The organism is Agrobacterium cavarae, from assembly GCF_004310285.1.
GTDB lineage: Bacteria > Pseudomonadota > Alphaproteobacteria > Rhizobiales > Rhizobiaceae > Agrobacterium > Agrobacterium cavarae.
This window is the reverse complement of the sequence record NZ_SISF01000023.1, coordinates 462,640-484,480: the sequence shown is the minus strand read 5'-3', so window position 1 is coordinate 484,480 and position 21,841 is coordinate 462,640. Positions and strand designations below refer to the sequence as shown.

24 protein-coding genes are annotated in these 21,841 nt (G+C 58.8%); 10 read left to right on the top strand and 14 right to left on the bottom strand.

Annotation, left to right across the window (positions count from 1 at the left end):
• The coding region (locus EYC79_RS05325; RefSeq protein WP_130977349.1) for a pseudouridine synthase at positions 1 to 882 on the bottom strand (882 nt) is incomplete at its 3' end.
• A 72-nt stretch (positions 883 to 954) separates the two neighbouring features.
• Here EYC79_RS05325 and EYC79_RS05320 point away from each other — a divergent pair.
• A complete protein-coding gene (locus tag EYC79_RS05320; protein ID WP_113271877.1) occupies positions 955 to 1,407 on the top strand; it encodes a nucleoside deaminase in 453 nt (150 codons plus the stop codon).
• A 14-nt stretch (positions 1,408 to 1,421) separates the two neighbouring features.
• On the opposite strand, the gene EYC79_RS05315 is transcribed toward EYC79_RS05320, so the two are convergent.
• From EYC79_RS05315 to chrA, 6 genes are all read right to left on the bottom strand, one after another.
• Complete coding sequence (locus tag EYC79_RS05315) at positions 1,422 to 1,904, bottom strand: GNAT family N-acetyltransferase (RefSeq protein WP_130977348.1); 483 nt, start codon at positions 1,902 to 1,904, stop codon at positions 1,422 to 1,424.
• 81 nt (positions 1,905 to 1,985) lie between these two features.
• Positions 1,986 to 2,618: a hypothetical protein gene (locus tag EYC79_RS05310; RefSeq protein WP_062425984.1), complete on the bottom strand. Its 633-nt coding sequence runs from the start codon at positions 2,616 to 2,618 to the stop codon at positions 1,986 to 1,988.
• Between the two features lie 235 nt (positions 2,619 to 2,853).
• Positions 2,854 to 5,757, bottom strand: coding sequence for an isoleucine--tRNA ligase (ileS, locus tag EYC79_RS05305; RefSeq protein ID WP_130977347.1), 2,904 nt, complete (start codon positions 5,755 to 5,757; stop codon positions 2,854 to 2,856).
• 272 nt (positions 5,758 to 6,029) lie between these two features.
• Positions 6,030 to 7,010: a bifunctional riboflavin kinase/FAD synthetase gene (locus EYC79_RS05300; RefSeq protein ID WP_130977346.1), complete on the bottom strand. Its 981-nt coding sequence runs from the start codon at positions 7,008 to 7,010 to the stop codon at positions 6,030 to 6,032.
• A gap of 113 nt (positions 7,011 to 7,123) precedes the next feature.
• Entirely contained in the window at positions 7,124 to 7,972 is an 849-nt protein-coding gene (locus tag EYC79_RS05295) for a TIGR01459 family HAD-type hydrolase (protein WP_130977345.1), read from the bottom strand.
• A 103-nt stretch (positions 7,973 to 8,075) separates the two neighbouring features.
• Complete coding sequence (gene chrA, locus EYC79_RS05290; RefSeq protein ID WP_130977344.1) at positions 8,076 to 9,395, bottom strand: chromate efflux transporter; 1,320 nt, start codon at positions 9,393 to 9,395, stop codon at positions 8,076 to 8,078.
• A gap of 169 nt (positions 9,396 to 9,564) precedes the next feature.
• Between chrA and groES the strand changes: the two genes are divergently transcribed.
• The 3 genes from groES (at position 9,565) to EYC79_RS05275 (ending at position 12,157) form a co-directional block, all read left to right on the top strand.
• The gene (gene groES, locus EYC79_RS05285) at positions 9,565 to 9,861 is read left to right on the top strand and encodes a co-chaperone GroES (protein ID WP_062425989.1); all 297 of its coding nucleotides are present in this window, start codon (positions 9,565 to 9,567) and stop codon (positions 9,859 to 9,861) included.
• Positions 9,862 to 9,936: 75 nt separating this feature from the next.
• The gene (groL, locus tag EYC79_RS05280) at positions 9,937 to 11,571 is read left to right on the top strand and encodes a chaperonin GroEL (protein ID WP_062425990.1); all 1,635 of its coding nucleotides are present in this window, start codon (positions 9,937 to 9,939) and stop codon (positions 11,569 to 11,571) included.
• 226 nt (positions 11,572 to 11,797) lie between these two features.
• Positions 11,798 to 12,157, top strand: coding sequence for a nuclear transport factor 2 family protein (locus tag EYC79_RS05275; protein WP_130977343.1), 360 nt, complete (start codon positions 11,798 to 11,800; stop codon positions 12,155 to 12,157).
• Between the two features lie 58 nt (positions 12,158 to 12,215).
• Here the strand turns inward: EYC79_RS05275 and aac(6') are convergent, their stop codons facing one another.
• The gene (aac(6'), locus tag EYC79_RS05270; RefSeq protein WP_130977342.1) at positions 12,216 to 12,668 is read right to left on the bottom strand and encodes an aminoglycoside 6'-N-acetyltransferase; all 453 of its coding nucleotides are present in this window, start codon (positions 12,666 to 12,668) and stop codon (positions 12,216 to 12,218) included.
• A 216-nt stretch (positions 12,669 to 12,884) separates the two neighbouring features.
• Between aac(6') and EYC79_RS05265 the strand changes: the two genes are divergently transcribed.
• Positions 12,885 to 13,331: a DoxX family protein gene (locus EYC79_RS05265; protein ID WP_111848183.1), complete on the top strand. Its 447-nt coding sequence runs from the start codon at positions 12,885 to 12,887 to the stop codon at positions 13,329 to 13,331.
• A gap of 50 nt (positions 13,332 to 13,381) precedes the next feature.
• On the opposite strand, the gene EYC79_RS05260 is transcribed toward EYC79_RS05265, so the two are convergent.
• Genes EYC79_RS05260 through hisS form a run of 5 tightly spaced genes read right to left on the bottom strand, consistent with a single transcriptional unit; the run spans position 13,382 to position 17,559 of the window.
• Positions 13,382 to 13,789 carry a GFA family protein gene (locus EYC79_RS05260; RefSeq protein WP_062425994.1) on the bottom strand — a complete coding sequence of 136 codons (408 nt, stop codon included), beginning with the start codon at positions 13,787 to 13,789 and terminating at the stop codon, positions 13,382 to 13,384.
• A 44-nt stretch (positions 13,790 to 13,833) separates the two neighbouring features.
• Positions 13,834 to 14,532: an ATP phosphoribosyltransferase gene (gene hisG / locus EYC79_RS05255; protein ID WP_130977341.1), complete on the bottom strand. Its 699-nt coding sequence runs from the start codon at positions 14,530 to 14,532 to the stop codon at positions 13,834 to 13,836.
• Positions 14,529 to 15,650 carry an ATP phosphoribosyltransferase regulatory subunit gene (locus EYC79_RS05250; protein ID WP_130977340.1) on the bottom strand — a complete coding sequence of 374 codons (1,122 nt, stop codon included), beginning with the start codon at positions 15,648 to 15,650 and terminating at the stop codon, positions 14,529 to 14,531. Before EYC79_RS05250 ends, hisG begins: the two co-directional genes overlap by 4 nt.
• A gap of 16 nt (positions 15,651 to 15,666) precedes the next feature.
• Positions 15,667 to 16,035: a VOC family protein gene (locus EYC79_RS05245; RefSeq protein ID WP_130977339.1), complete on the bottom strand. Its 369-nt coding sequence runs from the start codon at positions 16,033 to 16,035 to the stop codon at positions 15,667 to 15,669.
• A 6-nt stretch (positions 16,036 to 16,041) separates the two neighbouring features.
• Positions 16,042 to 17,559, bottom strand: coding sequence for a histidine--tRNA ligase (gene hisS / locus EYC79_RS05240; RefSeq protein WP_130977338.1), 1,518 nt, complete (start codon positions 17,557 to 17,559; stop codon positions 16,042 to 16,044).
• Between the two features lie 280 nt (positions 17,560 to 17,839).
• Here hisS and EYC79_RS05235 point away from each other — a divergent pair, with 280 nt between their 5' ends.
• The 4 genes from EYC79_RS05235 to copM all read left to right on the top strand — a co-directional run bounded on the left by EYC79_RS05235 (position 17,840) and on the right by copM (position 19,749).
• A complete protein-coding gene (locus EYC79_RS05235) occupies positions 17,840 to 18,085 on the top strand; it encodes a DUF2798 domain-containing protein (RefSeq protein ID WP_062438634.1) in 246 nt (81 codons plus the stop codon).
• 67 nt (positions 18,086 to 18,152) lie between these two features.
• Positions 18,153 to 18,917 (top strand): hypothetical protein, encoded by a 765-nt coding sequence (locus tag EYC79_RS05230; RefSeq protein WP_130977373.1) that lies wholly within the window; start codon positions 18,153 to 18,155, stop codon positions 18,915 to 18,917.
• Between the two features lie 39 nt (positions 18,918 to 18,956).
• Positions 18,957 to 19,319 (top strand): hypothetical protein, encoded by a 363-nt coding sequence (locus tag EYC79_RS05225; protein WP_130977337.1) that lies wholly within the window; start codon positions 18,957 to 18,959, stop codon positions 19,317 to 19,319.
• Positions 19,320 to 19,374: 55 nt separating this feature from the next.
• Positions 19,375 to 19,749, top strand: coding sequence for a CopM family metallochaperone (gene copM / locus EYC79_RS05220; RefSeq protein WP_130977336.1), 375 nt, complete (start codon positions 19,375 to 19,377; stop codon positions 19,747 to 19,749).
• Between the two features lie 52 nt (positions 19,750 to 19,801).
• Here the strand turns inward: copM and EYC79_RS05215 are convergent, their stop codons facing one another.
• The gene (locus EYC79_RS05215) at positions 19,802 to 20,716 is read right to left on the bottom strand and encodes a LysR family transcriptional regulator (protein ID WP_062426003.1); all 915 of its coding nucleotides are present in this window, start codon (positions 20,714 to 20,716) and stop codon (positions 19,802 to 19,804) included.
• 82 nt (positions 20,717 to 20,798) lie between these two features.
• Here EYC79_RS05215 and EYC79_RS05210 point away from each other — a divergent pair, with 82 nt between their 5' ends.
• Complete coding sequence (locus EYC79_RS05210; protein ID WP_245495189.1) at positions 20,799 to 21,836, top strand: YeiH family protein; 1,038 nt, start codon at positions 20,799 to 20,801, stop codon at positions 21,834 to 21,836.
• Positions 21,837 to 21,841: the final 5 nt, after the last annotated feature.

The following is a 21,841-nucleotide window of genomic DNA, read 5'->3' as shown; positions in this document are numbered from 1 at the left end:
GATCAGGCGCGGTCCAAGCTGGTCACGCAGCATGCGGCCGCGAACCTCGATGACATGACCTTCCGGCAGATCGCCCAGCTGGAACGGACCGTAGGACACGCGGATCAGGCGGTTGACCTCTAGACCAAGGGCGCCGAGCACGTTCTTGATTTCGCGGTTCTTGCCTTCACGAAGGCCCATGCTGATCCAGACATTGTGACCTTGCGTGCGGTCGAGCGTCGCGTCGATCGCGCCATAGAGAACGCCGTCCACGGCGATGCCGTCCTTCAACTTGTCGAGAGCTGCCTGATCGACCTCACCATGGGCGCGCACGCGGTAGCGGCGCAGCCAGCCAGTGGTCGGCAGCTCAAGCACACGCGACAGACCGCCATCATTGGTGAGCAGCAGCAGGCCTTCGGTGTTGATGTCCAGACGACCGATCGAGAGAACGCGCGGCAGTTCCTTTGGCAGGTTGTCGAATACGGTCGGACGGCCTTCCGGATCGGAGTTGGTGGTCACGAGGCCAGCAGGCTTGTGATAGAGCCATAGGCGCGTGCGCTCAGCGCCACGGATCGGAACGCCATCGACTTCGATCTTGTCATCCAGCGTCGCATTGACGACCGGGCTATCCAGCTTGACGCCGTTCAAAGACACGCGGCCTTCCATGATCATGCGCTCGACATCGCGGCGCGAGGCCACGCCTGCGCGCGCCATGATCTTGGAAATGCGTTCCGGCTTGGAGGCGACCGTTTCTACCACGGCTGCTGCTTCCGGCTTCTCTTTAAAAGTCTTCTTGTCGCGTCCCGCCGACGCATCAGATGACGGCTTTGCCGATGATTTCGGCCTCCTGTCACGGTCGAACGTCTTGCCACCGGCGCGCTTCGGCTTGTCTTTAAATGTCATTTGTTGTTTGCCTGTTGTTTGCCGTGTCCTATCAGGTCACGCGGCGACGGTTAAGAGGAAATTGCAAGAAGCATGGCGGAAACGACGCATTTCATGGACATTGCGCTGGAAGAAGCGCAGGCAGCGGGTGCGCGTGGCGAAGTGCCGATCGGCGCCGTCCTCGTTTATGAAGGCCGCGTGCTCGCACGTTCCGGCAACCGCACGCGTGAATTGAACGACGTTACCGCCCATGCCGAAATCGCCGTGATGCGCATGGCCTGCGAAGAACTTGGCCAGGAGCGGCTGCCCGGTGCCGATCTTTACGTCACGCTGGAGCCCTGCACTATGTGCGCAGCGGCAATCTCGTTTGCCCGCATCCGCCGTCTCTATTACGGCGCGAACGACCCAAAGGGCGGCGGCGTGGAAAGCGGCGTTCGCTTCTACAACCAGCCGACCTGCCATCACGCACCGGAGGTCTATTCCGGCTTTGCCGAGGTGGAGAGCGCCGAAATCCTGCGTGCCTTCTTTCAAAACAAGCGCGACTGAAGGCGCTGAACACATCAATCGCCTGAGGCAAAAGCCTTGAGCGCGTCACCGGAAAGACGGTACCGCACCCATTCGTCCTGCGCTTCGGCGCCAATGGCCTGATAGACGCGGATGGCCGGCTCGTTCCAATCCAGAACGCTCCACTCGAAGCGACCACAGCCTTTTTCCACTGCAATGGCAGCCAAACGCTTCAACATTGCCTTCCCAGCGCCGGAGCCACGCGCATCGGGCGTGACATAGAGGTCTTCCAGATAAAGTCCATTCCTTGAAAGCCAGGTGGAATAGCTGAGGAACCAGACGGCAAAGCCGATCGGCTGGCCCTCGCGTTCGCAGATCAGCGCAGAGGTGACGGATCCCTCACCGAAAATGGAGGCCCTGATGCTTTCGACAGTAGCCTTCACCTCGTGCTCGGCGTTCTCGTAGATGGCCAACTCACGAATGAAGCGCAAAATGGTGGGCGCATCGGCGGCAACCGCGTCCCGGATCAGCAGCGTCACGACAAACTCCGTAGAGAAAGATACCGAAAACAAAAACGCGACGTCAGAGGCGTCGCGTTTGTAAGATGAACCTTGGGAGGATTACTGGAAGGGGTTCCACCAGCTTTTGCCGGTTCCGGCCAGAGCAGCGTTCTTCTTGCGCTCTTTTTCCTTCTTCAGTTCAGGCTCGCCGAGATCGGCCAGTTGATCCTGGGAAACATTGCGGTACTCGACCGGAGGATCGGTCAGATATTTGCGCGTGTTGGTGTTGACCACCGTACCACCCTGCGCGTCCGCCTTGGCCTTGCGGAATGCTTCCCACTTCTGGGTTTCCGTCATCTGGCCGTTGGTGCCATTGCCTGCCAAGAGCGGCGAACGATAGTTTGGGTTGTCCTTGTTGGCCTCGGCTTCCGCACGAAGACGCTCACGTGCCTCTTCCGGGGTTTCCGGCCACTGCGGATTAGTCTCGCGGTTGGCAAGGCTCTGTTGAGGCTGGGCCAATTGCTCGGCACGGGCCTGGGCCGGAACGACAAGACCGGGGCGCGGATTGTACTTCACATTACGCTTTGTCTGATCACCGGTGATCGAGGTGGCGTTACCAAGATCGTCCAGGAGCTGTTCGCTTGCAGACTTGCCCGTACCATAGGTCGGGCTGGTGCACGCGCTCAGCGCCAGGCAGGCAAAGGAAATGCCTGCCACGGTGCGATACATGCGAAAACTCTGCGTCATGCTCATGAAACCCTTCCGCCCAAGAACGCCGCGCGGCACGAATGACGCAAAACAGACGCTCTACATATTAAAACCACGCGATATGCCTCACGAAAATCACCCTGATCTTCTTATGCGCGCGCGGCTGTCCCGACGACCGGATGCACCCCTTGATGCGTAATTCCGACCATTTTCAGGCAGGTTTACCGGATGAAGGGCAAAAGCGCAATTCACCCGGCAATTTTCTTGAGCAAACGAGGTCTCAGACGCCGACGCCCAGTTCGCGCAGCGCTGCCGCGTCCCGGGCCGAAACGTCCGGGTATTGCGGGTCGGAACCAACATCGGTCGTGATCCGCCAGGAGCGAGCGCATTTCTGCCCTTCCGCCAGCTTCTGCTCGACCGCGACCTTCTGCACCTCGCCGAGACGGAATGCATCCGCCGGACCTTCGCCCGCAACCACGGAGATTGCCGAGGTGATGCAGATTTCTGCGAAGTCCTGGCCTTCAAGTGCCGCCATCAGCTCCGGATCGGCAACATGGACCACCGGTGCCGCTTCCAGCGAGGAGCCAATGCGCTTTTCCCGTCGCTCAACTTCCAGCGCGCCGGTGACCACCGTGCGAACCTTGCGGATTTTCTCCCACTTGGTATCGACTGCCGGGCTGTGCCATTCGGCCGGGATGGTCGGGAACTGTTCAAGATGAACAGACTCGGCACCCGGATGGCGCGAAAGCCAGGCTTCCTCCGTTGTAAATGGCAGCATCGGTGCCAGCCATGTCACGAGGCAATCGAAAAGCTTGGCGATCACGTAAAGCGCGGAGCGGCGCTTTAATGAAGACGGTGCATCGCAGTAGAGCGCATCCTTGCGGATATCGAAGTAGAAGGCCGAGAGCTCGACGTTGGAGAAATCCACCAGCGCGCGGGCGATCTTCTTGAACTCGAAACTATCATAGCCTTCGCGTACCACCTTATCGAGTTCGCTCAAGCGGTGCAGAACGAGCTTTTCCAGTTCCGGCAGATCGGCATAGGCGATCTCCTCGCCCTTGTCGTGGGCGAGCGTGCCAAGCATCCAGCGGATGGTGTTGCGCAGTTTGCGATAAGCATCGACATTGGTCTGAATGATCGCCTTGCCGAGACGCTGATCGTCCCAGTAATCGGTGGTCATGACCCACAGGCGCAAGATATCCGCGCCTGCATCCTTCATCACATCCTGGGGTGCCACGACGTTGCCCTTGGACTTCGACATCTTCTCGCCCTTCTCATCCATGGTGAAGCCATGGGTGACGACGGCGTTGTAAGGGGCACGGCCACGCGTCGCGCAGCTTTCCAGCAGCGACGAATGGAACCAGCCGCGATGCTGGTCTGAACCTTCGAGATAGACGTCCGCCGGCCATTTCAGGTCCGGGCGGTCTTCCAGCGTGAAGGTATGGGTGGAGCCCGAGTCGAACCAGACATCGAGAATGTCCATGACCTGGTGCCACTTGGCGTGATCATGGTCGTTGCCCAGGAACCGCTCCTTGGCGCCTTCGGCGAACCAGGCATCGGCACCTTCGGCTTCGAAAGCATCAAGGATGCGGGCGTTGACGGCTTCGTCCAAAAGCACCTCGCCCTTGTCATCGGCAAAGACGGCGATCGGAACGCCCCAGGCGCGCTGACGCGAGAGGACCCAGTCCGGGCGGTTTTCGATCATGGCGCGCAGGCGGTTCTGGCCACCGGCTGGAACAAAGCGCGTGTCGTCGATTGCAGACAGGGCTCTCGAGCGCAGCGTGGTGCCATCGCCCAATTCCTTGTCCATATAGACGAACCATTGCGGCGTGTTGCGGAAGATGACGGGCTTCTTGGAGCGCCAGCTATGCGGATAGCTGTGCTTCAGGCGTCCACGGGCAAACAGGTTGTTGGCCGCGATCAACGCCTTGATGACGCGCTCATTGGCATCGCCCTTCTTGCCGTTATCGTCCATCACCCGGGCAGCGCCACCCTCTGCCGAGGGGCCGAAGCCGGGGGCATCTTCCGTGTAGAAGCCATCATCACCGACGGTGAAGGGGATCTTTGCCGAGATGCCGAGCGCCTCCAGCTGGCGCGCCTGCGCCATCCAGGCGTCAAAGTCTTCGCGACCGTGACCGGGAGCGGTGTGCACGAAGCCCGTACCGGCATCGTCAGTAACGTGATCGCCATCGAGCAACGGCACCTTGAAATCGTAGCCGAGACCAGCAAGCGGATGGGCGCTGACGAGATTGCCCAGCTCGTCGGAAGAAACGTCCCGGACGCGCTTGAATTCCAGCTTCGCCTTGGCAAAGCATTCGGCTGCCAGCTTGTCGGCAAAGACGAGCTTCTCGCCAGGCTGCGGACCAAAATCATTAGCAGCAGCCGTGACTTCGTAAAGGCCATACTGGATGCGCGACGAGAAGGAGATCGCACGGTTGCCAGGGATCGTCCATGGCGTCGTGGTCCAGATGACGATCGAGGCGCCTTCAAGCTCGGCCGAACCCTCGACGACCGGGAATTTCACCCAGATCGTGTCGCTTTCGACATCGTGATACTCGACTTCCGCTTCCGCCAGCGCCGTGCGCTCGACGACCGACCACATGACAGGCTTGGACCCGCGATAGAGCTGGCCGCTCTTGGCGATCTTCAATAGCTCGCCGGCGATGCGCGCTTCGGCGTGGAAGTTCATCGTCGTATAGGGATTGTCGAAATCGCCTTCGATACCGAGACGCTTGAACTCTTCCGACTGAACCTTGATCCAGCCAGCGGCAAAGTCACGGCATTCCTTGCGGAATTCGTTGATCGGAACTTCGTCCTTGTTCTTGCCCTTGGCGCGGTAGGCTTCCTCGATCTTCCATTCGATCGGCAGGCCGTGGCAATCCCAACCGGGGACGTAGTTAGAGTCGTAACCACGCATCTGGAAGGAACGGGTGATGACGTCCTTCAGGATCTTGTTCAGCGCGTGGCCGATGTGGATGTTGCCGTTTGCGTAAGGAGGGCCATCATGCAGCACGAACTTCTCGCGGCCAGCGGCAGAGGCGCGCAGCTTCTTGTAGAGGTCCATCTGCTGCCAGCGCTTGACCAGCTCCGGCTCTTTTTGCGGCAGACCGGCGCGCATCGGGAAGTCCGTCTGCGGCAGGTAAAGCGTTGCGGAGTAATCGATTTTTTCTGCGGTGTCGTTCATGATCGTACCATTATCGCGGCGCCGAATGAGGCTCGCGCCGTCTCATCAAAAAAAGAGGGCTTAGCGAAGGCGCCTGGATCGTCTGACGCATGTCCGGACGACATGCTTGAAACAAGCGCCAAAATCCCGGACCTTCCGGCTCTCAGAGCGGGCGGAAGGCCGGGCCAATAATTCGGGATATGAACGTCGACCGATATTGGTTCATGGCCGGTTGTTTAGGACGTTTCAGCCTGTTTGAAAAGGGAATTGATCACGGGGAGCGATCCGCTTCGTCAAAAAGCGATCTTGGCATCGACGTCGCTGAGCGGCGTGACGCCTGAAAGAAGCGCTCTTGCCTCCTCCTCGTCCCTCTTCATCTGAACGACAAGTGGCTCCAGCCCATCAAATTTCAGCTCATCGCGCAGGTGGCCGAAGAATGAAACCGAGCAAATCTGGCCGTAAAGATCGCCGCTGAAATCGAAGACGAAGGTTTCAAGAAGGGCTGCGCCATTCTCCGTGACCGTCGGGCGATAGCCGAAGCTTGCAACACCGTCATGCAGCGTTCCGTTGGCCTGTCTGAAACGCACCGCATAGATTCCAGGCTTCAACTCCGTTTCGGGTGGCAGCGCCATATTGGCTGTCGGGTAACCGAGTGTGCGGCCAAGCTGCTGTCCGCGAATAATTTCTGCTTCCACCGTGAAGCGATAGCCAAGCAGACCAGCGGCACCAACCACATCACCCTTGGCCAGACAGTCCCGAATACGGCTTGATGAAATCACGTCCGAACCCTCATCACGAAACGAATCTACCAGCGTCACATCGAAGCCATGGCGCTTACCTGCCTGCATCAGAAAGGCCGGACCGCCCTCGCGGCCTTTGCCGAAATGGAAATCGACACCGGTGACGACGCCACCAGCACCCAGCCAGTCGACCAGAATGGATTTGACGAAATCTTCCGCCGAACGCTGCGAAAATGTCTTGTCGAAGGGATATTCGATGACGGATTGAAAGCCCTCAGCCTCCAGAAGGCGCGCTTTCAGCGGCGCCGGCGTCAAACGAAAGACCGGCGTTTCCGGCCGGAAAACAGTGCGGGGATGCGGCTCGAATGTCAGGACAAGGGCCGCAACGCCGCGCGATCTTGCAAGCTCCAGCGCCTGATCCAGCACGGCGCGATGGCCGCGATGGACACCATCGAAATTACCGATCGCGACAACGCCACCCTTCAATGCGTCCGGAAGCGGCTCTTTCTTCTCATTGCGATGGAACACGGTCATCGGAAACTTTCTAAAGCGTGTCGCGCAAAAGTGGCCACCGGTTTTGCGATAACGACATGCGACAAACAAGGACCTAAAGCGTAAGGCGCGAATCTGAAAGATCGCGACTCGCTTTAGGCCAGACGCGGCATCCACCAGCCGGGCGCCGCATTCTGGCTTTTCAGGTAGCTGTTGAGCAGCGCCTCATCGATCTCACCATTCAACGTGTATTCCGCCGCATGAATGCCGCCGCTGATGTAGAGGAGATCGAGACCGGCGGAGATGGCGCCCTTGACATCGGTCGGCATGCCGTCGCCGATTGCCAGAACGCGGTCCTTGCTGAACGCGCCGCGCACTTCCTTTGCCGCGGCAAAGCACGCCTCGTAGATCGGCGCATGCGGCTTGCCGGCAATACGCACTTCGCCGCCCAGCTGTTCGAAGTAGGCCGCCATGGCGCCTGCGCAGGGGATGATGCGCTCGCCACGCTCGACCACCAGATCAGGGTTGGCGCAGATCATCGGCGCGGAGCGGGCGACGAAACCCTTTAGCATCTCGGTGTAATCTTCAGGCGTTTCGGTTTCGTCGTCGAAGAAACCAGTGCAGACAACGGCTTCCGCCTCGCTCTCACCCACCACCGTAACGTCGAGACCATCGAACAGCGGCATATCGCGCTCGGGACCCAGCAGGAAGACCTTCTTCGGTCCCTCGGCAATCAACTCGCGGGTCACGTCGCCCGAGGTGACGATGCGGTCATAGGCCTCATCGGGCACGCCAAGCGCACGCAACTGCGGAATGACGCCGATGGCTGGACGCGGGGAATTGGTGATGAGGACGACAGTCTTGCCGTTCTTGCGCGCTTCGGCCAATGCGACACCGGCCGCGGGAAAAGCGGTCACGCCATTGTGCAGCACGCCCCACACATCGGAGAGGATGACATCGAATTGGGAGGTGATGTCGCCAAGGGTGGCAATGCGGTGGGCCATGAATCTTCCAACTCTTTCCATCATTTTCGAGCTCGTGACATCGCAAAGGCTGGTTGCGATGGCAAGCGAAAAAGACAGCGGGTGCCTGTGCGAAACTAAGACCTCAGCCGAGCCAAAGCCGGATGAAACCTGCCCCGATACACAGGCCAAGCACCGGCAGCATGCCGAATTTCAGGCGAAACAGCATGATGGCCGAGACGACGAAGAGCGCAAGCGATGCAAGGTCGAGCGAATGCCAGTCGGGCAAGGACATGCCGAAATTGATCTGAGGCAGAAGTTCAACCCTGTCGACTTTGCCAAAAAGCACATGCAGACCGAACCAGACCGAAAGATTGAGAATGACGCCCACCACCGCACCGGTAATGGCGGACAAGGCGCCGGATAAAGCCGCATTGTCTCTCAGCCTTTCGACGTAAGGCGCACCGAGAAATATGAAGATGAAGCTTGGGACGAATGTTGCCCAGGCGGCAACACTCGCGCCCAGAACACCCGCCAGCATCGGATCGAGCATGCCCGGATGCCGAAACGCCGCGAGAAAGCCAATATAGGAGAGAACCAGAACGAGCGGTCCGGGTGTCGCCTCGGCAAGCGCCAGGCCGTCCAGCATCTCGCTTGCCGTCATCCAGTGATGCGTTTCCACCGCCACCTGCGCCACATAGGCAAGAACCGCATAGGCGCCACCAAAGGTGACGACTGCAAGCCTTGAGAAGAACTCTTGCAGTTCGATGAGCGAGCTCGGCGCGGCCAGAAGCCAGAACAGCAGAAGCGGCATTTGCCAGATGAGAATGCCGACGAGAACCCCTCGGATCTGCCGCAACAGGGGTGGCGCCTTGCTTTCGACATCAGGCTTTGTCGAACGCCCTCCTCGGGCTTTCAGAAAACCCGAAATACCAGCAGCGAGAATGACGAGCGGAAAGGGAACGCCGAAAAAGAAGAGTGCGATGAAGGCTGCAACCGCAACACCGATAAGAAAGCGGCTCTTCAGAGCGCGTTTTGCCACGCGCAGCAAGGCTTCGATGACGATGGCGAGCACGCCTGCCTTCAGACCGAAGAGAAGGGCAGGCAGCCAATGCGTATCCTGATAGAGCGCATAGGCTGCCGCAAGTGCGACGATGACGAGGAAGCCCGGCAGAACGAAGAGCATGCCGGCGATGATGCCGCCGCGTCTGCCATGCAGAAGCCATCCGGCATAGGTTGCCAGTTGCTGGGCCTCCGGTCCTGGGAGAAGCATGCAGTAATTCAGCGCGTGCAGGAATCGCTCTTCGGAAAGCCAGCGTTTCTCATCGACCAGCACGCGGTGCATCATGCCGATCTGGCCCGCTGGACCGCCGAAGCTCAACAGGCCAACACGGCCGAAGACAAAAAAGAGTTCCGACAGAGTCGGGTGGGTAGCGGAAGTTTCGGAGCGCAAAAAATCTGTCATGCAATCGCAGTAACCATTTTACATGAAATTTTTCCGACAGGCCGTTCTTGACAGCACCCGACACCCTGCTTATCTCCGTCTCGCTAGCACTCGGCAAATGAGAGTGCTAACATCAATCCAGGCGGGTCGTTTCCGATCCGCGAATGTCATTTGATCGAGGGAATAGACAATGGCAAGCACCAATTTCCGCCCGCTGCACGACCGCGTTGTGGTTCGTCGCGTTGAGTCTGAAGCTAAGACCAAGGGTGGCATCATCATTCCTGATACCGCCAAGGAAAAGCCGCAGGAAGGCGAAATCGTCGCAGTTGGCTCCGGCGCACGCGATGAGTCCGGCAAGATCGTCGCTCTCGACGTCAAGGTCGGCGACCGCATCCTGTTCGGCAAGTGGTCCGGCACGGAAGTAAAGCTCGACGGCGAAGACCTTCTCATCATGAAGGAAGCCGACATCATGGGCATCATCGGCTGATTTAGCCGCCTTCCCCATTTCCGTAATCTGAAGCCGGACACTGTTCCGGCCATTCGAAACCAGGAGTTTTGAAACATGGCAGCCAAAGAAGTAAAATTCGGCCGCTCGGCGCGCGAAAAGATGCTCAAGGGCGTCGACATTCTCGCTGACGCAGTGAAGGTCACGCTCGGCCCGAAGGGTCGTAACGTTGTTATCGACAAGTCCTTCGGCGCACCGCGCATCACCAAGGACGGCGTTTCCGTCGCCAAGGAAATCGAACTAGAAGACAAGTTCGAGAACATGGGCGCACAGATGGTCCGCGAAGTTGCTTCGAAGACCAACGACATCGCCGGTGACGGCACCACGACTGCAACCGTTCTTGCCCAGGCGATCGTTCGCGAAGGCCAGAAGGCTGTTGCAGCCGGCATGAACCCGATGGACCTGAAGCGCGGTATCGACCTCGCTGTTTCAGAAGTCGTCAAGGACCTGCAGGCGAAGGCAAAGAAGATCAACACCTCTGAGGAGGTTGCTCAGGTCGGTACGATATCCGCTAACGGCGACACGCAGGTTGGCCGCGACATCGCGGAAGCCATGCAGAAGGTTGGCAACGAAGGCGTCATCACCGTCGAAGAAGCCAAGACCGCCGAGACCGAACTCGAAGTCGTCGAAGGCATGCAGTTCGACCGTGGCTACCTGTCGCCTTACTTCGTGACCAACCCTGAGAAGATGATTGCCGACCTGGAAGACGCTTACATTCTCCTTCACGAGAAGAAGCTCTCCAACCTTCAGGCCATGCTTCCAGTTCTCGAAGCCGTTGTTCAGACCGGCAAGCCGCTCGTCATCATCGCTGAAGACGTCGAAGGCGAAGCTCTCGCAACGCTCGTCGTCAACAAGCTGCGTGGCGGCCTCAAGATCGCTGCCGTCAAGGCTCCTGGCTTCGGCGACCGCCGCAAGGCCATGCTCGAAGACATCGCGATCCTGACCGGTGGTACGGTGATTTCCGAAGACCTCGGCATCAAGCTCGAAAATGTCACTCTCGACATGCTCGGCAAGGCCAAGAAGGTTTCCATCTCCAAGGAAAACACCACGATCGTTGACGGCTCCGGCCAGAAGACCGACATCGAAGGCCGCGTTGCCCAGATCAAGGCTCAGATCGAAGAAACCTCTTCCGATTACGACCGCGAAAAGCTGCAGGAACGCCTTGCCAAGCTCGCTGGTGGCGTTGCCGTCATCCGCGTCGGCGGTGCAACGGAAGTTGAAGTGAAGGAGCGCAAGGACCGTATTGACGACGCTCTGAACGCAACCCGCGCTGCTGTTCAGGAAGGCATCGTTGCCGGCGGTGGTACCGCTCTGCTTCGCTCCGCTCAGAAGATCACCGTCAAGGGTGTGAACGACGACCAGGAAGCTGGTATCAACATCGTTCGCCGCGCTCTGCAGTCTCTGGTTCGCCAGATCGCAGACAACGCCGGTGACGAAGCTTCGATCGTTGTTGGCAAGCTTCTCGACAAGGATGACGATAATTTCGGTTACAACGCTCAGACCGGCGAATATGGCGACATGATTGCCATGGGTATCGTCGACCCGGTCAAGGTTGTCCGTACGGCTCTGCAGAACGCAGCTTCGGTTGCTTCGCTGCTGATCACCACGGAAGCCATGATTGCCGAGCTGCCGAAGAAGGACTCCGCAATGCCTGCAATGCCGGGCGGCGGCATGGGCGGCATGGACTTCTAATCAGTCCATTCCCTCTGGAATATGAAAGGGCGGTCTTCGGATCGCCCTTTTTGTTTGGCTCGTTCCGCCATCGCGCGATCAAATTCCCCTCAGCTCATTCCAGCATCGCGAGCCACCCATCAGCAGCAACACTCTAAGCCTGCTTGATCTTGGAACGTGCTTACCGCTAAACAAATCCGTCGAATAAAACATCGCCCCCGATGCGAGCATGTGGAACAGGTGTCCCTTGAACAGTGCCGTCGAACTTCCGGTGCAGAAACAGCTGGAGGCCTATAATGCCCGTGACATCGATGAATTCATGCGGTGGTGGGCTGACGACTGTCAGTACTTTGCTTTTCCCTCGACGCTCTTGGCGCGCAACGCTCTCGAAATTCGCGAGCGTCACATCGAGCGCTTCAAAGAACCAGATCTTCATGGGCAACTGCTATCGCGCATAATTCTCGAAGACATGGTCATCGACCACGAGACCGTGACGCGCAATTTTCCCGAAGGGCGTGGCGAAGTCGATGTTGTCTGTATCTACGAGGTCGCTGGCGGCAAGATCGCGAAGGCGTGGTTCAAGATCGGAAAACCGAGAATCTTGTAGTCCTACCCATAATCCCCAGCAATAAAGGGCCACGATTGCTCGTTTAACTTCGGCTGCATCAGTCCTCAATATCCTTGCGGAAAAAGACGACGCGTTGTGTCTCCGCAAAACCGAGAGCAGCATGAAACTTCCGGCTCACCTCATTCTCAAGCGGGGCGTCGGAGGCAAACTCCAGGCATCCTTGAGACTTACCCCAGTCCCCAACTGCATCACAAAGCAGCCGCGCGATTCCTTGCTTCCGATGCGACGGTAGAACATAGATACCTTCCAGGAAGGCCACGCGCGACGTCTTGCAACCGTTGACATAATCGTTGCGCAGACTGCCCTCCGCAAAACCGACGATCTCCCCCTCCTCGCTTCCACTGAGAAAAGCGACGGCCCTATCGGCTCCCTGTAAAAAGGTGACGATGATATCCTCGCGGTGTTGCTCGACGGAGCCATCCGACCAGAGCGCAGCGCGTAAACGCGTCCATGAATCGACATTGTCGATGGTGCCTCTGACGATCTTCATCTCCTCTCTCCCCCTTGTCATCTGTCTCGCAGCGTCTCAAGCATAAGCAGAGGTCTGTCACCATGCTCGATCGGCACAACGCGTTCGGCTGATTGTTCACTTTTTGAAGACGAACAGTCTTCATGCGTTTATCTTTCGTCAATTTAAAAAATCCGTCAAAACTGTCTCCAGAGTTCACGCAACGGCTTGAACGAAAGCTCACAACGGAGACATCAAATGTCCAGCAGCCAGAACGCTCTCGTGCTCGTCGCACGCATCCTTCTTTCCTTCATTTTCGTCTATTCCGGCTTCGGCAAGCTGATGGACCCTGCCGGCACGGCCGGTATGATCACCGGCGCTGGCTTGCCTGCGGCAACCGCTCTTGCTTACCTTGCCGGTTTGTTTGAGCTCGTCACCGGCCTTGCCGTTCTCGTTGGCTTCCAGACCAAGATTGCCGCCTTCGCATTGGCTGCATTCTGCGTCTTCACCGGTCTTGTCTTCCACAGCGGCACCGTTGCCGTTCCCGGCTGGCCGGATGCGGCTCTCGGCTGGATCAACACGCTGAACGGCATCATGCTGATGAAGAACATCACGCTGGCTGGCGCCTATATCCTTCTCGGAGCCTTCGGTGCCGGTGCCTATTCGGTCGACGCGATGCGCGGCCCGAAGCTTGCCCACGCCTGAATTTCAAAGCGGATAAAATGAGCCGTCGGAGCAATCCGGCGGTTTTTTCTTTATGTTCGTTCCTTGGGAAAAGCGGGGATCGCGTCGAGATGGTCGACCCACGCGGCCTTGGAGCGCGCCCAGATCTGCACACGCGGTTCCAACTCGGCCCGTTCATTGATCGAGCCCCACCGTATGCCCCAAGTGCCGTTGTCCTGTTCGGCGCTGCTGAACAGCGGCGCGCCGCAGTCGCCACAGAAATGCATCAGACGGACATTGCCGTTCTCCGCCTTCTTCCTGTAGAGCTTCGGCTCCGCGCCAGTCAGGCTGATGTCCTGGCGCTTCGCTCGCAAGGTCACGCGATAGGGGGAACCCGTCAGACGCTGGCAATCCGTGCAGTGGCAGATGACCACATGCTCCGGATCGGCTTCCGCTTCATATCGAACGCTGCCGCAGTGGCACTGGCCTGTGATGCGCATGACATTCTCCTTCATAAGGAGAACAGCATAGACAAGATATGTCGTCAGCCAAGCGCCGTCTTGACGCGCGAGATGATCTCCTGAACGACAGCATCGCCTTCGTGCTCCGCCTTACGGGCACGAACGAAGCAGGCTTCCGACCTCAAGATGATGCCGTCGGTCAGGATCTTCAGGTGGTTCGCCTTCAGCGTCGAACCGGTGGAGGTGATATCAACGATGATATCGGCCTGACCGGCTGCGGGCGCGCCTTCTGTGGCGCCTAAGCTTTCGACGATACGATAGAGTTGAATGCCATGCTGGCGAGAGAAGAACTGCTGCGTCAGGCGCCAATATTTGGTGGCGATCGCCAGACGGCGACCGTGGCGGGCGCGAAACTCGGAGGCGACGTCGCCGAGATCGGCCATGCTATCCACATCGAGCCAGATTTCCGGAACCGCAACCACCACATCGGCGTGGCCGAAACCGAGCCGGGCACAAAATTCGACACGTGTATCGACGTTGCTCAGATCTTCGCGGACAAGGTCTTCACCTGTCACGCCGAAATCGACAGTGCCGTTGCCGATCTCACGGGCGATCTCGGATGCAGAGAGATAGGCGATCTCGATATCGTCTCGTCCTTCGACACGACCGCGATAGGAGCGGTCGCTGCCGATTGCGGTGATCTTCAACCCGGCGCGTTCGAGAATGGCCGAGGAGTCGTCCTTCATGCGTCCCTTGGAGGGCAGCGCTATGGTGATGGTCATGCGGAAGTCCTCGCAGCTTCGATGCGGTCCAGCCAGAGCGAGAAACCAACGGCGGGAATCGTGTCCTTTGCGCCCAGCAGCGTCATCAGCCGGTCGAAACGTCCGCCCCCTGCGAGCACAGCCGTTTGCCCCTCTTGCGTGATTTCGAAGACGAGGCCGGTATAGTAATCCAGTGGGCGTCCGAAGGCTGCGCCATAGGTGACCGAACCAAGATCGACGCCGCCATTGGCAAGGGCCGCCACGCGGGCATCGAAATCGGCAAGAGCAGCCCCGAGCTTCAGTTTTGCCTTCTCAGCAAAGTTCGAGAGCGTTTTCGACGCCTCAAACAAAGGTGCCTGGAGGCTGAGGAACTGCTTTAGCAGTTGGAAGCTGTCATCCGGCAGACGGGCGGCGGCAAGCGCCAGCTTCTCGCGAAGGCGTCTCGCAATCTCCTGCGGTGCGCGACTTGCATTGGTGGAGTAGCCGGTCTCCTGCATGACGCTGTCGATATAATCGACAAGAACCTTTTCCTCGCCAGTCGCGAGCAGTCCCGCCACGCGGGCATCGAGCCCGGTCATCGGCTTGGGGCTGACAAGGCTTTCGAGCAGCGCATCGAGTTGCGCGGTGTCACCAAAGGCTTGCACCAGACGCTTCTGCCAGCCAAGCGGCAGGCCGAGTGCGGCAATCACGGCTTCGAAGACCTTCTGATCTCCCAAACGAGCAGAAAGCGTCTGCCCTGGAAGAAGCCGGTTCAGAATGCCGAAAGCGTCGCCAATGGCGCGGGCATCGGCGGCGGCGACATCGCCATCGCCCAGATCTTCTATCCCGGCCTGATAGAACTCGCTTCCACCTTCGCGCCGCTGACGAAACACTTCGCCCAGATAGGCGTAACGCTTCGGCGTACCGGTTGCCGTTTCGATATGGCGAAGGCAGACGGGGATGGTGAATTCCGGCCGCAGACACAGGCTTTCGCCCGTCTCGCTTTCGGTCAGGAAAATACGACGGCGCAAATCTTCGCCTGCCATATCCAAGAAGGGCGCGGCAGGCTGAATGACGGGTGTATTTACCCGCATCGTCTTGCGCGCCGCAAATTCGTCCAGCAGCTCTCCGGAAAATTCCGGCATGTCGATCAGGGGCATGAAGCAGTACTTTTCGTCACGGTTCGAGCGGTTGCATCATTTCGATGCGGTTTCCGAAGGGATCATACACATAGAAGCGGTGATATCCTTCCAGTGGCTCATCCTCAACCACAGGGTAGCCTGCGGTTTCAAGTCTTTTTCGAAGCTCTGACAGATCATCGACCACAAAGGCGGGATGCGCTTTGCTGGCCGTGACGAAATCTCCGGCAACGCCGAGATGCACCCGAACATCGCCAGCCACAAACCAGCATCCTCCGCGCCCTGCCAGATTATCAGGCTTCTCGACCTCGTCGAAACCGAGAAGGCCAGCATAAAACGCCCGCCCCTTCTCTTCACCCCCTGCCGGGATCGCCAGTTGGATGTGATCCAGACGGAGAATGGTCACGGCTGATCAGCCTTCTGCCCGGCGGCGGTCTTCCGCCTGCGCTTCGAGGATTTCCTTCACCTTCGCGACGAGATCAGCCTCGGCTACGACGTCCTGCGCCACACGCGCTTCGCGCCATGTCGCATTGTCCTCGATCTCACCGGAGAGGCGCTTGCCTTCGATCAGGTCCTTGATCTGCACCACGCCTTCAGCCCGCTCGTCACCGCCCTGGATGATGGCGATCGGCGCGCCCATGCGATCGGCATATTTCAGCTGGTTGCCGAACTTCTTCCAGTTGCCCTGATACATTTCGGCACGAATGCCTTCGGCGCGCAGCGCCTGGGTGAAGCGTTGGTAGCGGCCCATGCTCTCCACATCGCCGTCCATGACGGTGATGAGAACAGGCGCGAGTGGCTTTGCCTGACCGAGCTTGCCGAGGTTCTTCAACGCCGTCATCAGGCGCGAGACACCGATGGAGAAGCCGGTTGCGGGAACAGGCTGGCCCATGAAGCGCGACACGAGACCATCGTAACGGCCACCGCCACCGACCGAGCCGAAGACGACCTTCTCGCCCTTTTCGTTGGTGACATCGAAACTCAATTCGGCCTCGTAAACGGGACCGGTATAGTATTCGAGGCCGCGCACGACCGATGGATCGATCTTGATGCGATCCGCCTTGTAACCGGCACTCGCAACGAGCGCACCGATGACATTGAGTTCCTCGACGCCTTCCTCGCCCTTCGAGGTGCCGGCGACGAGCTTTGCAAGATCGGCAGCACTTGCGACATAATCCTTGATGCCGACGAAGAAGAGAACCTTTTCAATCTGCGCCTCGTCAAGCCCTGCACCCTTGGTAAAGTCGCCGGATTCATCCTTGCGGCCGGGGCCGAGCAGGAGCTTCACGCCTTCGGGGCCGAACTTGTCGAGCTTGTCGATGGCGCGCAGAACGTTCAAACGACGGCCGGCATTGTCTTCACCGCCGAGACCGATGGCTTCCATCACGCCATCCAGGACCTTTCGGTTGTTGACGCGAATGACATAGTCGCCACGCTTGATGCCGAGTGCTTCCAGCGTGTCGGCCATCATCATGCACATTTCGGCATCCGCCTGGACGCCAGCGGCACCGACGGTATCGGCGTCGAACTGCATGAACTGGCGGAAGCGGCCGGGGCCGGGCTTCTCATTGCGGAAGACATAGCCCGCGCGATAGGTGCGGTACGGCAGCTGAATTTCGTTGAAGTTTTCCGCGACGTGACGGGCAAGCGGCGCTGTGAGATCGTAGCGCAGGCTTATCCACTGTTCGTCATCGTCTTGAAGCGAAAACACGCCCTCATTCGGCCGGTCGCTGTCGGGCAGAAACTTGCCCAGCGCATCGGTATATTCAAACAGTGGCGTTTCGACGGGATCGAAACCGTAAAGCTCGTAGACTTTGCGGATCTTATCGATCATCTCATTGGTGGCATGGATATCGGCAGCCGAACGGTCCACGAAGCCGCGCGGCAGGCGGGCTTTCAATTTCTGAGGCTTTTTTGCTTTTTCGCTCATGATGCCAGTCCAATTGTCTCTTGAAATCAAGTGGGTGTCTTAGTGTATGAGCCCCTATGCGGCAAGGGCGGGCGCTTGCGGATTTGCCACAACTCTCTCACTTGAAGCGGCGACCAAGCCTGTCGAGTGCTTGCAAGGCAAGAGCGGCAATGTTAGCGTTGGGTCGTCGTCGATTTCGACCGTAAGCGTCTAACGTCAAGCAACGCGCCTTAACCCCCTCGTTCTTTGGGGGCGCGAACAAGGTGCGCTTTTGAAGACGACGTTTAGAAAGACATGTTTCATGACATTCTCACGCTTACCCGCGCGCTACGGCGCCATTCTCATGCCTATGGTGCTCTCCATCCTTATGACGTTCGTCGTGTCTCTCATCGCGACGATCCGCGCCATCGGCCTTACCGAGGATTTCCTGGCGCGCTGGCTGCCAGCCTGGGGTCTTTCCTGGCTCGTGGCCTTCCCGACGCTGCTTCTGGTGCTGCCCCTGGTACGCCGCATCGTCAACGCTCTGGTCGAACCGCAGCGCAGTTGATACTGCGATAGGCTGTGCAGGCGCATTGAGCCTGCACAGAGACCTCGCACTCCAGAGTGAAGCCTACATGATCCTCGAAGCCTTGAACTACGCCGGGACCTACTGGAAGACCGAGCCGGCATTTCGTCCGCATATTCGCTACTCGGTCAATCTGTGGGCGCGCGCCAATCGATGCGCGACGGCTTGGGGAGAGCACGAAGAAAATAGCAAGCGCTTCATTCTTTCGACAGCCTCGAGATTGAAGCAGCGACGCACGGCGGTCATCCTTGGCTCCGGCCTTTTGCGCGACGTGCCCTGGCGGCAGCTTTCTGCAGCGTTCGACACGCTCGTTCTCGTCGATCTGGTGCATCTTTCCAGCGTGCGAGCGAAGCTCTATCGGCGGAAGTATCGCAATGTCGTGCTGAATAGCCGCGATCTCTCCGGCTATGACATGTTGAAGGCGGGCATAGACATCGAACCGTTGAGCTTTCTCCGCCAGGTGCCTTATCTGGACCTCGTCGTGTCAGCCAATCTGCTGTCTCAGATCGGCACCGGCGCGCGCCATCGGATTGAACAGGATGGGACGAATGGCATGCCGGAGGATACGCTCCATCGGCTCATCCAGGCCCACGTCGATGGTCTTTCCGGTCTACCTTGCAAAGTATGCCTCCTCACCGATACCGGCTTCGACATCATCGACAGGACCGGTAAGGTGCATCAACACGAGGACCTGCTGCATGGCGTGCAGATCCCGAACATTGTGCAGCAGTGGGATTGGCCGGTGGCCCCGTTCGGCGAAGAGAGCAAGGACTACCAGATCATTCACAGAGTCGTTGCCAGCAACCTCAGATAACCCATTTCCTGGCGTGGCTTGATAGGCTAGAGTGTGAGCATGCGCCTTGTCGTTCGCACATTGATGTTTCTCGCTTGCCTGCTTTATGGCGCCATGCCCGGCACGGTTGCGATGGATATGTCCATGCCGGCGGCCAAGGCGCTTGCTTCCGGCCTTGCTTTGGACGAGCACGCCGGTCACGGCATAGTCAAAACCGCTGGCCATACGGAAAACCAAGGCAGCCCTTGTCCTCACGAAAAGAGCATGACGCACGCACCATTCTGCGCGGCCTGTCTTGTTCTACTTCCAGACCTCGTCTTTGCCGAAAAAGGGCGATCGCCGCACGCAGTACCCTTGCCAGCATTGCAGGCAAGTTTGCTCGGCAACATGCCCGCACCCCCTCTGCCGCCTCCCCGTTCCTGACCGGATTTCGACATTCAGATGCAATCGAAATTTTCCGACAGAGGAAGGATATCCCATGTCTATCAAGACCATTTCCATCGCCGCTGCCATCAGCGCGCTTTTCGCCGTACCGACGCTGGCACAGGACGCTTCCGGCCATACCGGGCACAGCATGCCCAAACAGGCGGCCTCGGAGACCGCTTCGACGCAGGCCTTTATGGATGTTTCCAAGAAAATGCATGCTGCAATGGAGCAGGACTATACCGGCAACGCCGATGTCGATTTCGTCCGCGGCATGATCCCGCACCATCAGGGCGCGATCGATATGGCGAAGGTCCAGTTGCAATACGGCAAGGACCCCGAAATCCGCAAACTGGCCGAAGAGGTGATCAAGGCACAGGAAGCGGAAATCGCCATGATGAAAGAGTGGCTAAAGTCGAAGGGCTATTAAACAGACTATGGGGAAGTGCCTTCGGGCGCTTCCTCTTCACTTCAACAAGCGATCAAAGCCCGGTCAGGCCCGCCTTGTAGCTGCCAGCGAATTCTCGACTGAGGCGTTCCAGCTCCATCGATGCGCGGCTCGGATGCCGTTCCTTGTGCATCAGGAGCGCAAACTGACGCGCGGGCAAATCGATGCCGACGCGGGTGAGCAGTCCTTGACGCAGCATCAAGGCTGCGACGGAGGCCGACACCACTGCTGCGGCACCCCCTGCACGCGCGGCTGCGACGACGGCCTCGTTGGATGGCAATTCCAGCGTGACCTTCAAATCAGCCAGAGACATGCCCATGGCTTTCAGTGCTGCTTCAAAAGCAGACCGGGTGCCCGAGCCCTGCTCGCGCAGAACCCACGTCGTCGAGCGAATATCCTCTGCTTTGAGCTGCCGACCATCCGAGAATGGGTGAAGAGGCCCGACCACCACGAGCAACTTGTCCGACACAACCGGTCGAACCGACAGCGCCGGCTCGTCGATATCGCCTTCGATGAAGCCGATTTCCGCCACGCCCTTGAGCACCGCTTCTGTCACGGTGCGTGTGTTGCCGACGTCGAGTGTCACCGTCACGCCGGGGTAAAGCTGTTTGAACTGCATGAGAATAGACGGGAGCCAGTAGCTGGCGATTGTCTGGCTGGCAAAGACACGGATCTCACCACGGGTCAGGCCGCCCATCTCGGAGAGAATAAGTTCAGCGCTGCGCACCCGGTTCAAGGTCGAGCGTGCTTCGTCCAGAAATACCCGACCGCTTTCCGTCAGCTCGATACCCCGGCCGACGCGGTGAAACAGTTCGACATTGTAATAGGCCTCAAGTGTCTTGATCGACGAACTGACGGCGGAGGGTGTCAGGCCGAGCGCTTCCGCTGCTCGTGTCAGATGCTGCCGTTCCGCTACGGCGACGAAGATCTTTAATTGTTCGAAGGTCATCTTATATCATTCGATTTTTCCGAATGAAACATGCCATATTATTTGATGGAATGAAATGGATGTCTGTAAGATGATGTCAGTCATGGCACATCACCGTTCACTCACCTCATCGCTTTCTTTCTTTGGCGTTCCCGCCTGGCGCTTCGTGCCGGGAATCGCGCTCTGTGGCGCCATCAGCCTTGCCGCCATTTTTGCGGAAAGCGCTCAGGTGCGACTGGCCGGCCATGCCTGGCTTGGTGATCTGGTAATCGCGATCGTGTTCGGCGTGATGCTCAGAAGCTTTACACGTCTGCCAGAGGCAACTGGAGCTGGGATCAAGTTCAGCGCCAAGACGCTGCTGGAGGTTGCCGTCGTTCTTCTCGGCGCTTCGCTCAGCCTGTCGATTCTCAAAGGGGCCGGCGGATTGCTGATCCTCGGCATCGCCATCATCGTTGGCCTGTCGCTCATCGGCAGCTACGCGATCAGCAGGGCGATTGGTCTTGAGCCGAAGCTTGCCATTCTCGTTGCCTGTGGCAATTCGATCTGCGGCAATTCCGCCATTGCCGCGGCGGCACCCGCCATCGGCGCAAAAGCGCAGGATGTCGCGTCTGCCATTGCCTTTACCGCCGTCCTCGGCGTTGCCGCCGTCATCATCATGCCGGCAATCCCCGGCTTTTTCTCCATGGACGCGGTGCATTACGGCCTGTTTGCCGGCATGACCGTCTATGCCGTGCCGCAGGTTCTGGCAGCGACCGCGCCCATGGGTGCCGTCGCGGTTCAGACCGGCACCGTCGTCAAACTCATCCGGGTGTTGATGCTGGGTCCCGTCGTCACCACGCTTTCGATCATCCACGGCCGCGGTACGAGCGGTCGGCTCGATCTTCAGCGGATGGTGCCCTGGTTCATCATCGGCTTCGTGCTGATGATCATGGCCCGCTCCTTCGGCCTGATCCCGGACATTGCACTTTCGCCCATCAGCGGCCTTGCGAATGTGCTCACCATCATGTCGATGGCAGCACTCGGTCTCTCGGTGGATATCCGCTCTCTGCGCCATGCAGGCGGCAAGGTTATTGTCGCCGCCACCGCGTCGCTTCTGCTTCTCTGCGCTCTTTCCGTCGGGCTGATCGCGATCGCCGGTTGATTGGC

Excerpts from the sequence above, each read along its gene's own strand:
- EYC79_RS05320 (WP_113271877.1), top strand. The coding sequence starts at position 955 with ATGGCGGAAACGACGCATTTCATGGACATTGCGCTGGAAGAAGCGCAG.
- EYC79_RS05310 (WP_062425984.1), bottom strand. The coding sequence starts at position 2,618 with ATGAGCATGACGCAGAGTTTTCGCATGTATCGCACCGTGGCAGGCATT.
- ileS (WP_130977347.1), bottom strand. The coding sequence starts at position 5,757 with ATGAACGACACCGCAGAAAAAATCGATTACTCCGCAACGCTTTACCTG.
- EYC79_RS05300 (WP_130977346.1), bottom strand. The coding sequence starts at position 7,010 with ATGACCGTGTTCCATCGCAATGAGAAGAAAGAGCCGCTTCCGGACGCA.
- EYC79_RS05295 (WP_130977345.1), bottom strand. The coding sequence starts at position 7,972 with ATGGCCCACCGCATTGCCACCCTTGGCGACATCACCTCCCAATTCGAT.
- chrA (WP_130977344.1), bottom strand. The coding sequence starts at position 9,395 with ATGACAGATTTTTTGCGCTCCGAAACTTCCGCTACCCACCCGACTCTG.
- groES (WP_062425989.1), top strand. The coding sequence starts at position 9,565 with ATGGCAAGCACCAATTTCCGCCCGCTGCACGACCGCGTTGTGGTTCGT.
- groL (WP_062425990.1), top strand. The coding sequence starts at position 9,937 with ATGGCAGCCAAAGAAGTAAAATTCGGCCGCTCGGCGCGCGAAAAGATG.
- EYC79_RS05265 (WP_111848183.1), top strand. The coding sequence starts at position 12,885 with ATGTCCAGCAGCCAGAACGCTCTCGTGCTCGTCGCACGCATCCTTCTT.
- EYC79_RS05260 (WP_062425994.1), bottom strand. The coding sequence starts at position 13,789 with ATGCGCATCACAGGCCAGTGCCACTGCGGCAGCGTTCGATATGAAGCG.
- hisG (WP_130977341.1), bottom strand. The coding sequence starts at position 14,532 with ATGACCATCACCATAGCGCTGCCCTCCAAGGGACGCATGAAGGACGAC.
- EYC79_RS05250 (WP_130977340.1), bottom strand. The coding sequence starts at position 15,650 with ATGCCCCTGATCGACATGCCGGAATTTTCCGGAGAGCTGCTGGACGAA.
- hisS (WP_130977338.1), bottom strand. The coding sequence starts at position 17,559 with ATGAGCGAAAAAGCAAAAAAGCCTCAGAAATTGAAAGCCCGCCTGCCG.
- EYC79_RS05235 (WP_062438634.1), top strand. The coding sequence starts at position 17,840 with ATGACATTCTCACGCTTACCCGCGCGCTACGGCGCCATTCTCATGCCT.
- EYC79_RS05230 (WP_130977373.1), top strand. The coding sequence starts at position 18,153 with ATGATCCTCGAAGCCTTGAACTACGCCGGGACCTACTGGAAGACCGAG.
- EYC79_RS05225 (WP_130977337.1), top strand. The coding sequence starts at position 18,957 with ATGCGCCTTGTCGTTCGCACATTGATGTTTCTCGCTTGCCTGCTTTAT.
- copM (WP_130977336.1), top strand. The coding sequence starts at position 19,375 with ATGTCTATCAAGACCATTTCCATCGCCGCTGCCATCAGCGCGCTTTTC.
- EYC79_RS05215 (WP_062426003.1), bottom strand. The coding sequence starts at position 20,716 with ATGACCTTCGAACAATTAAAGATCTTCGTCGCCGTAGCGGAACGGCAG.
- EYC79_RS05210 (WP_245495189.1), top strand. The coding sequence starts at position 20,799 with ATGGCACATCACCGTTCACTCACCTCATCGCTTTCTTTCTTTGGCGTT.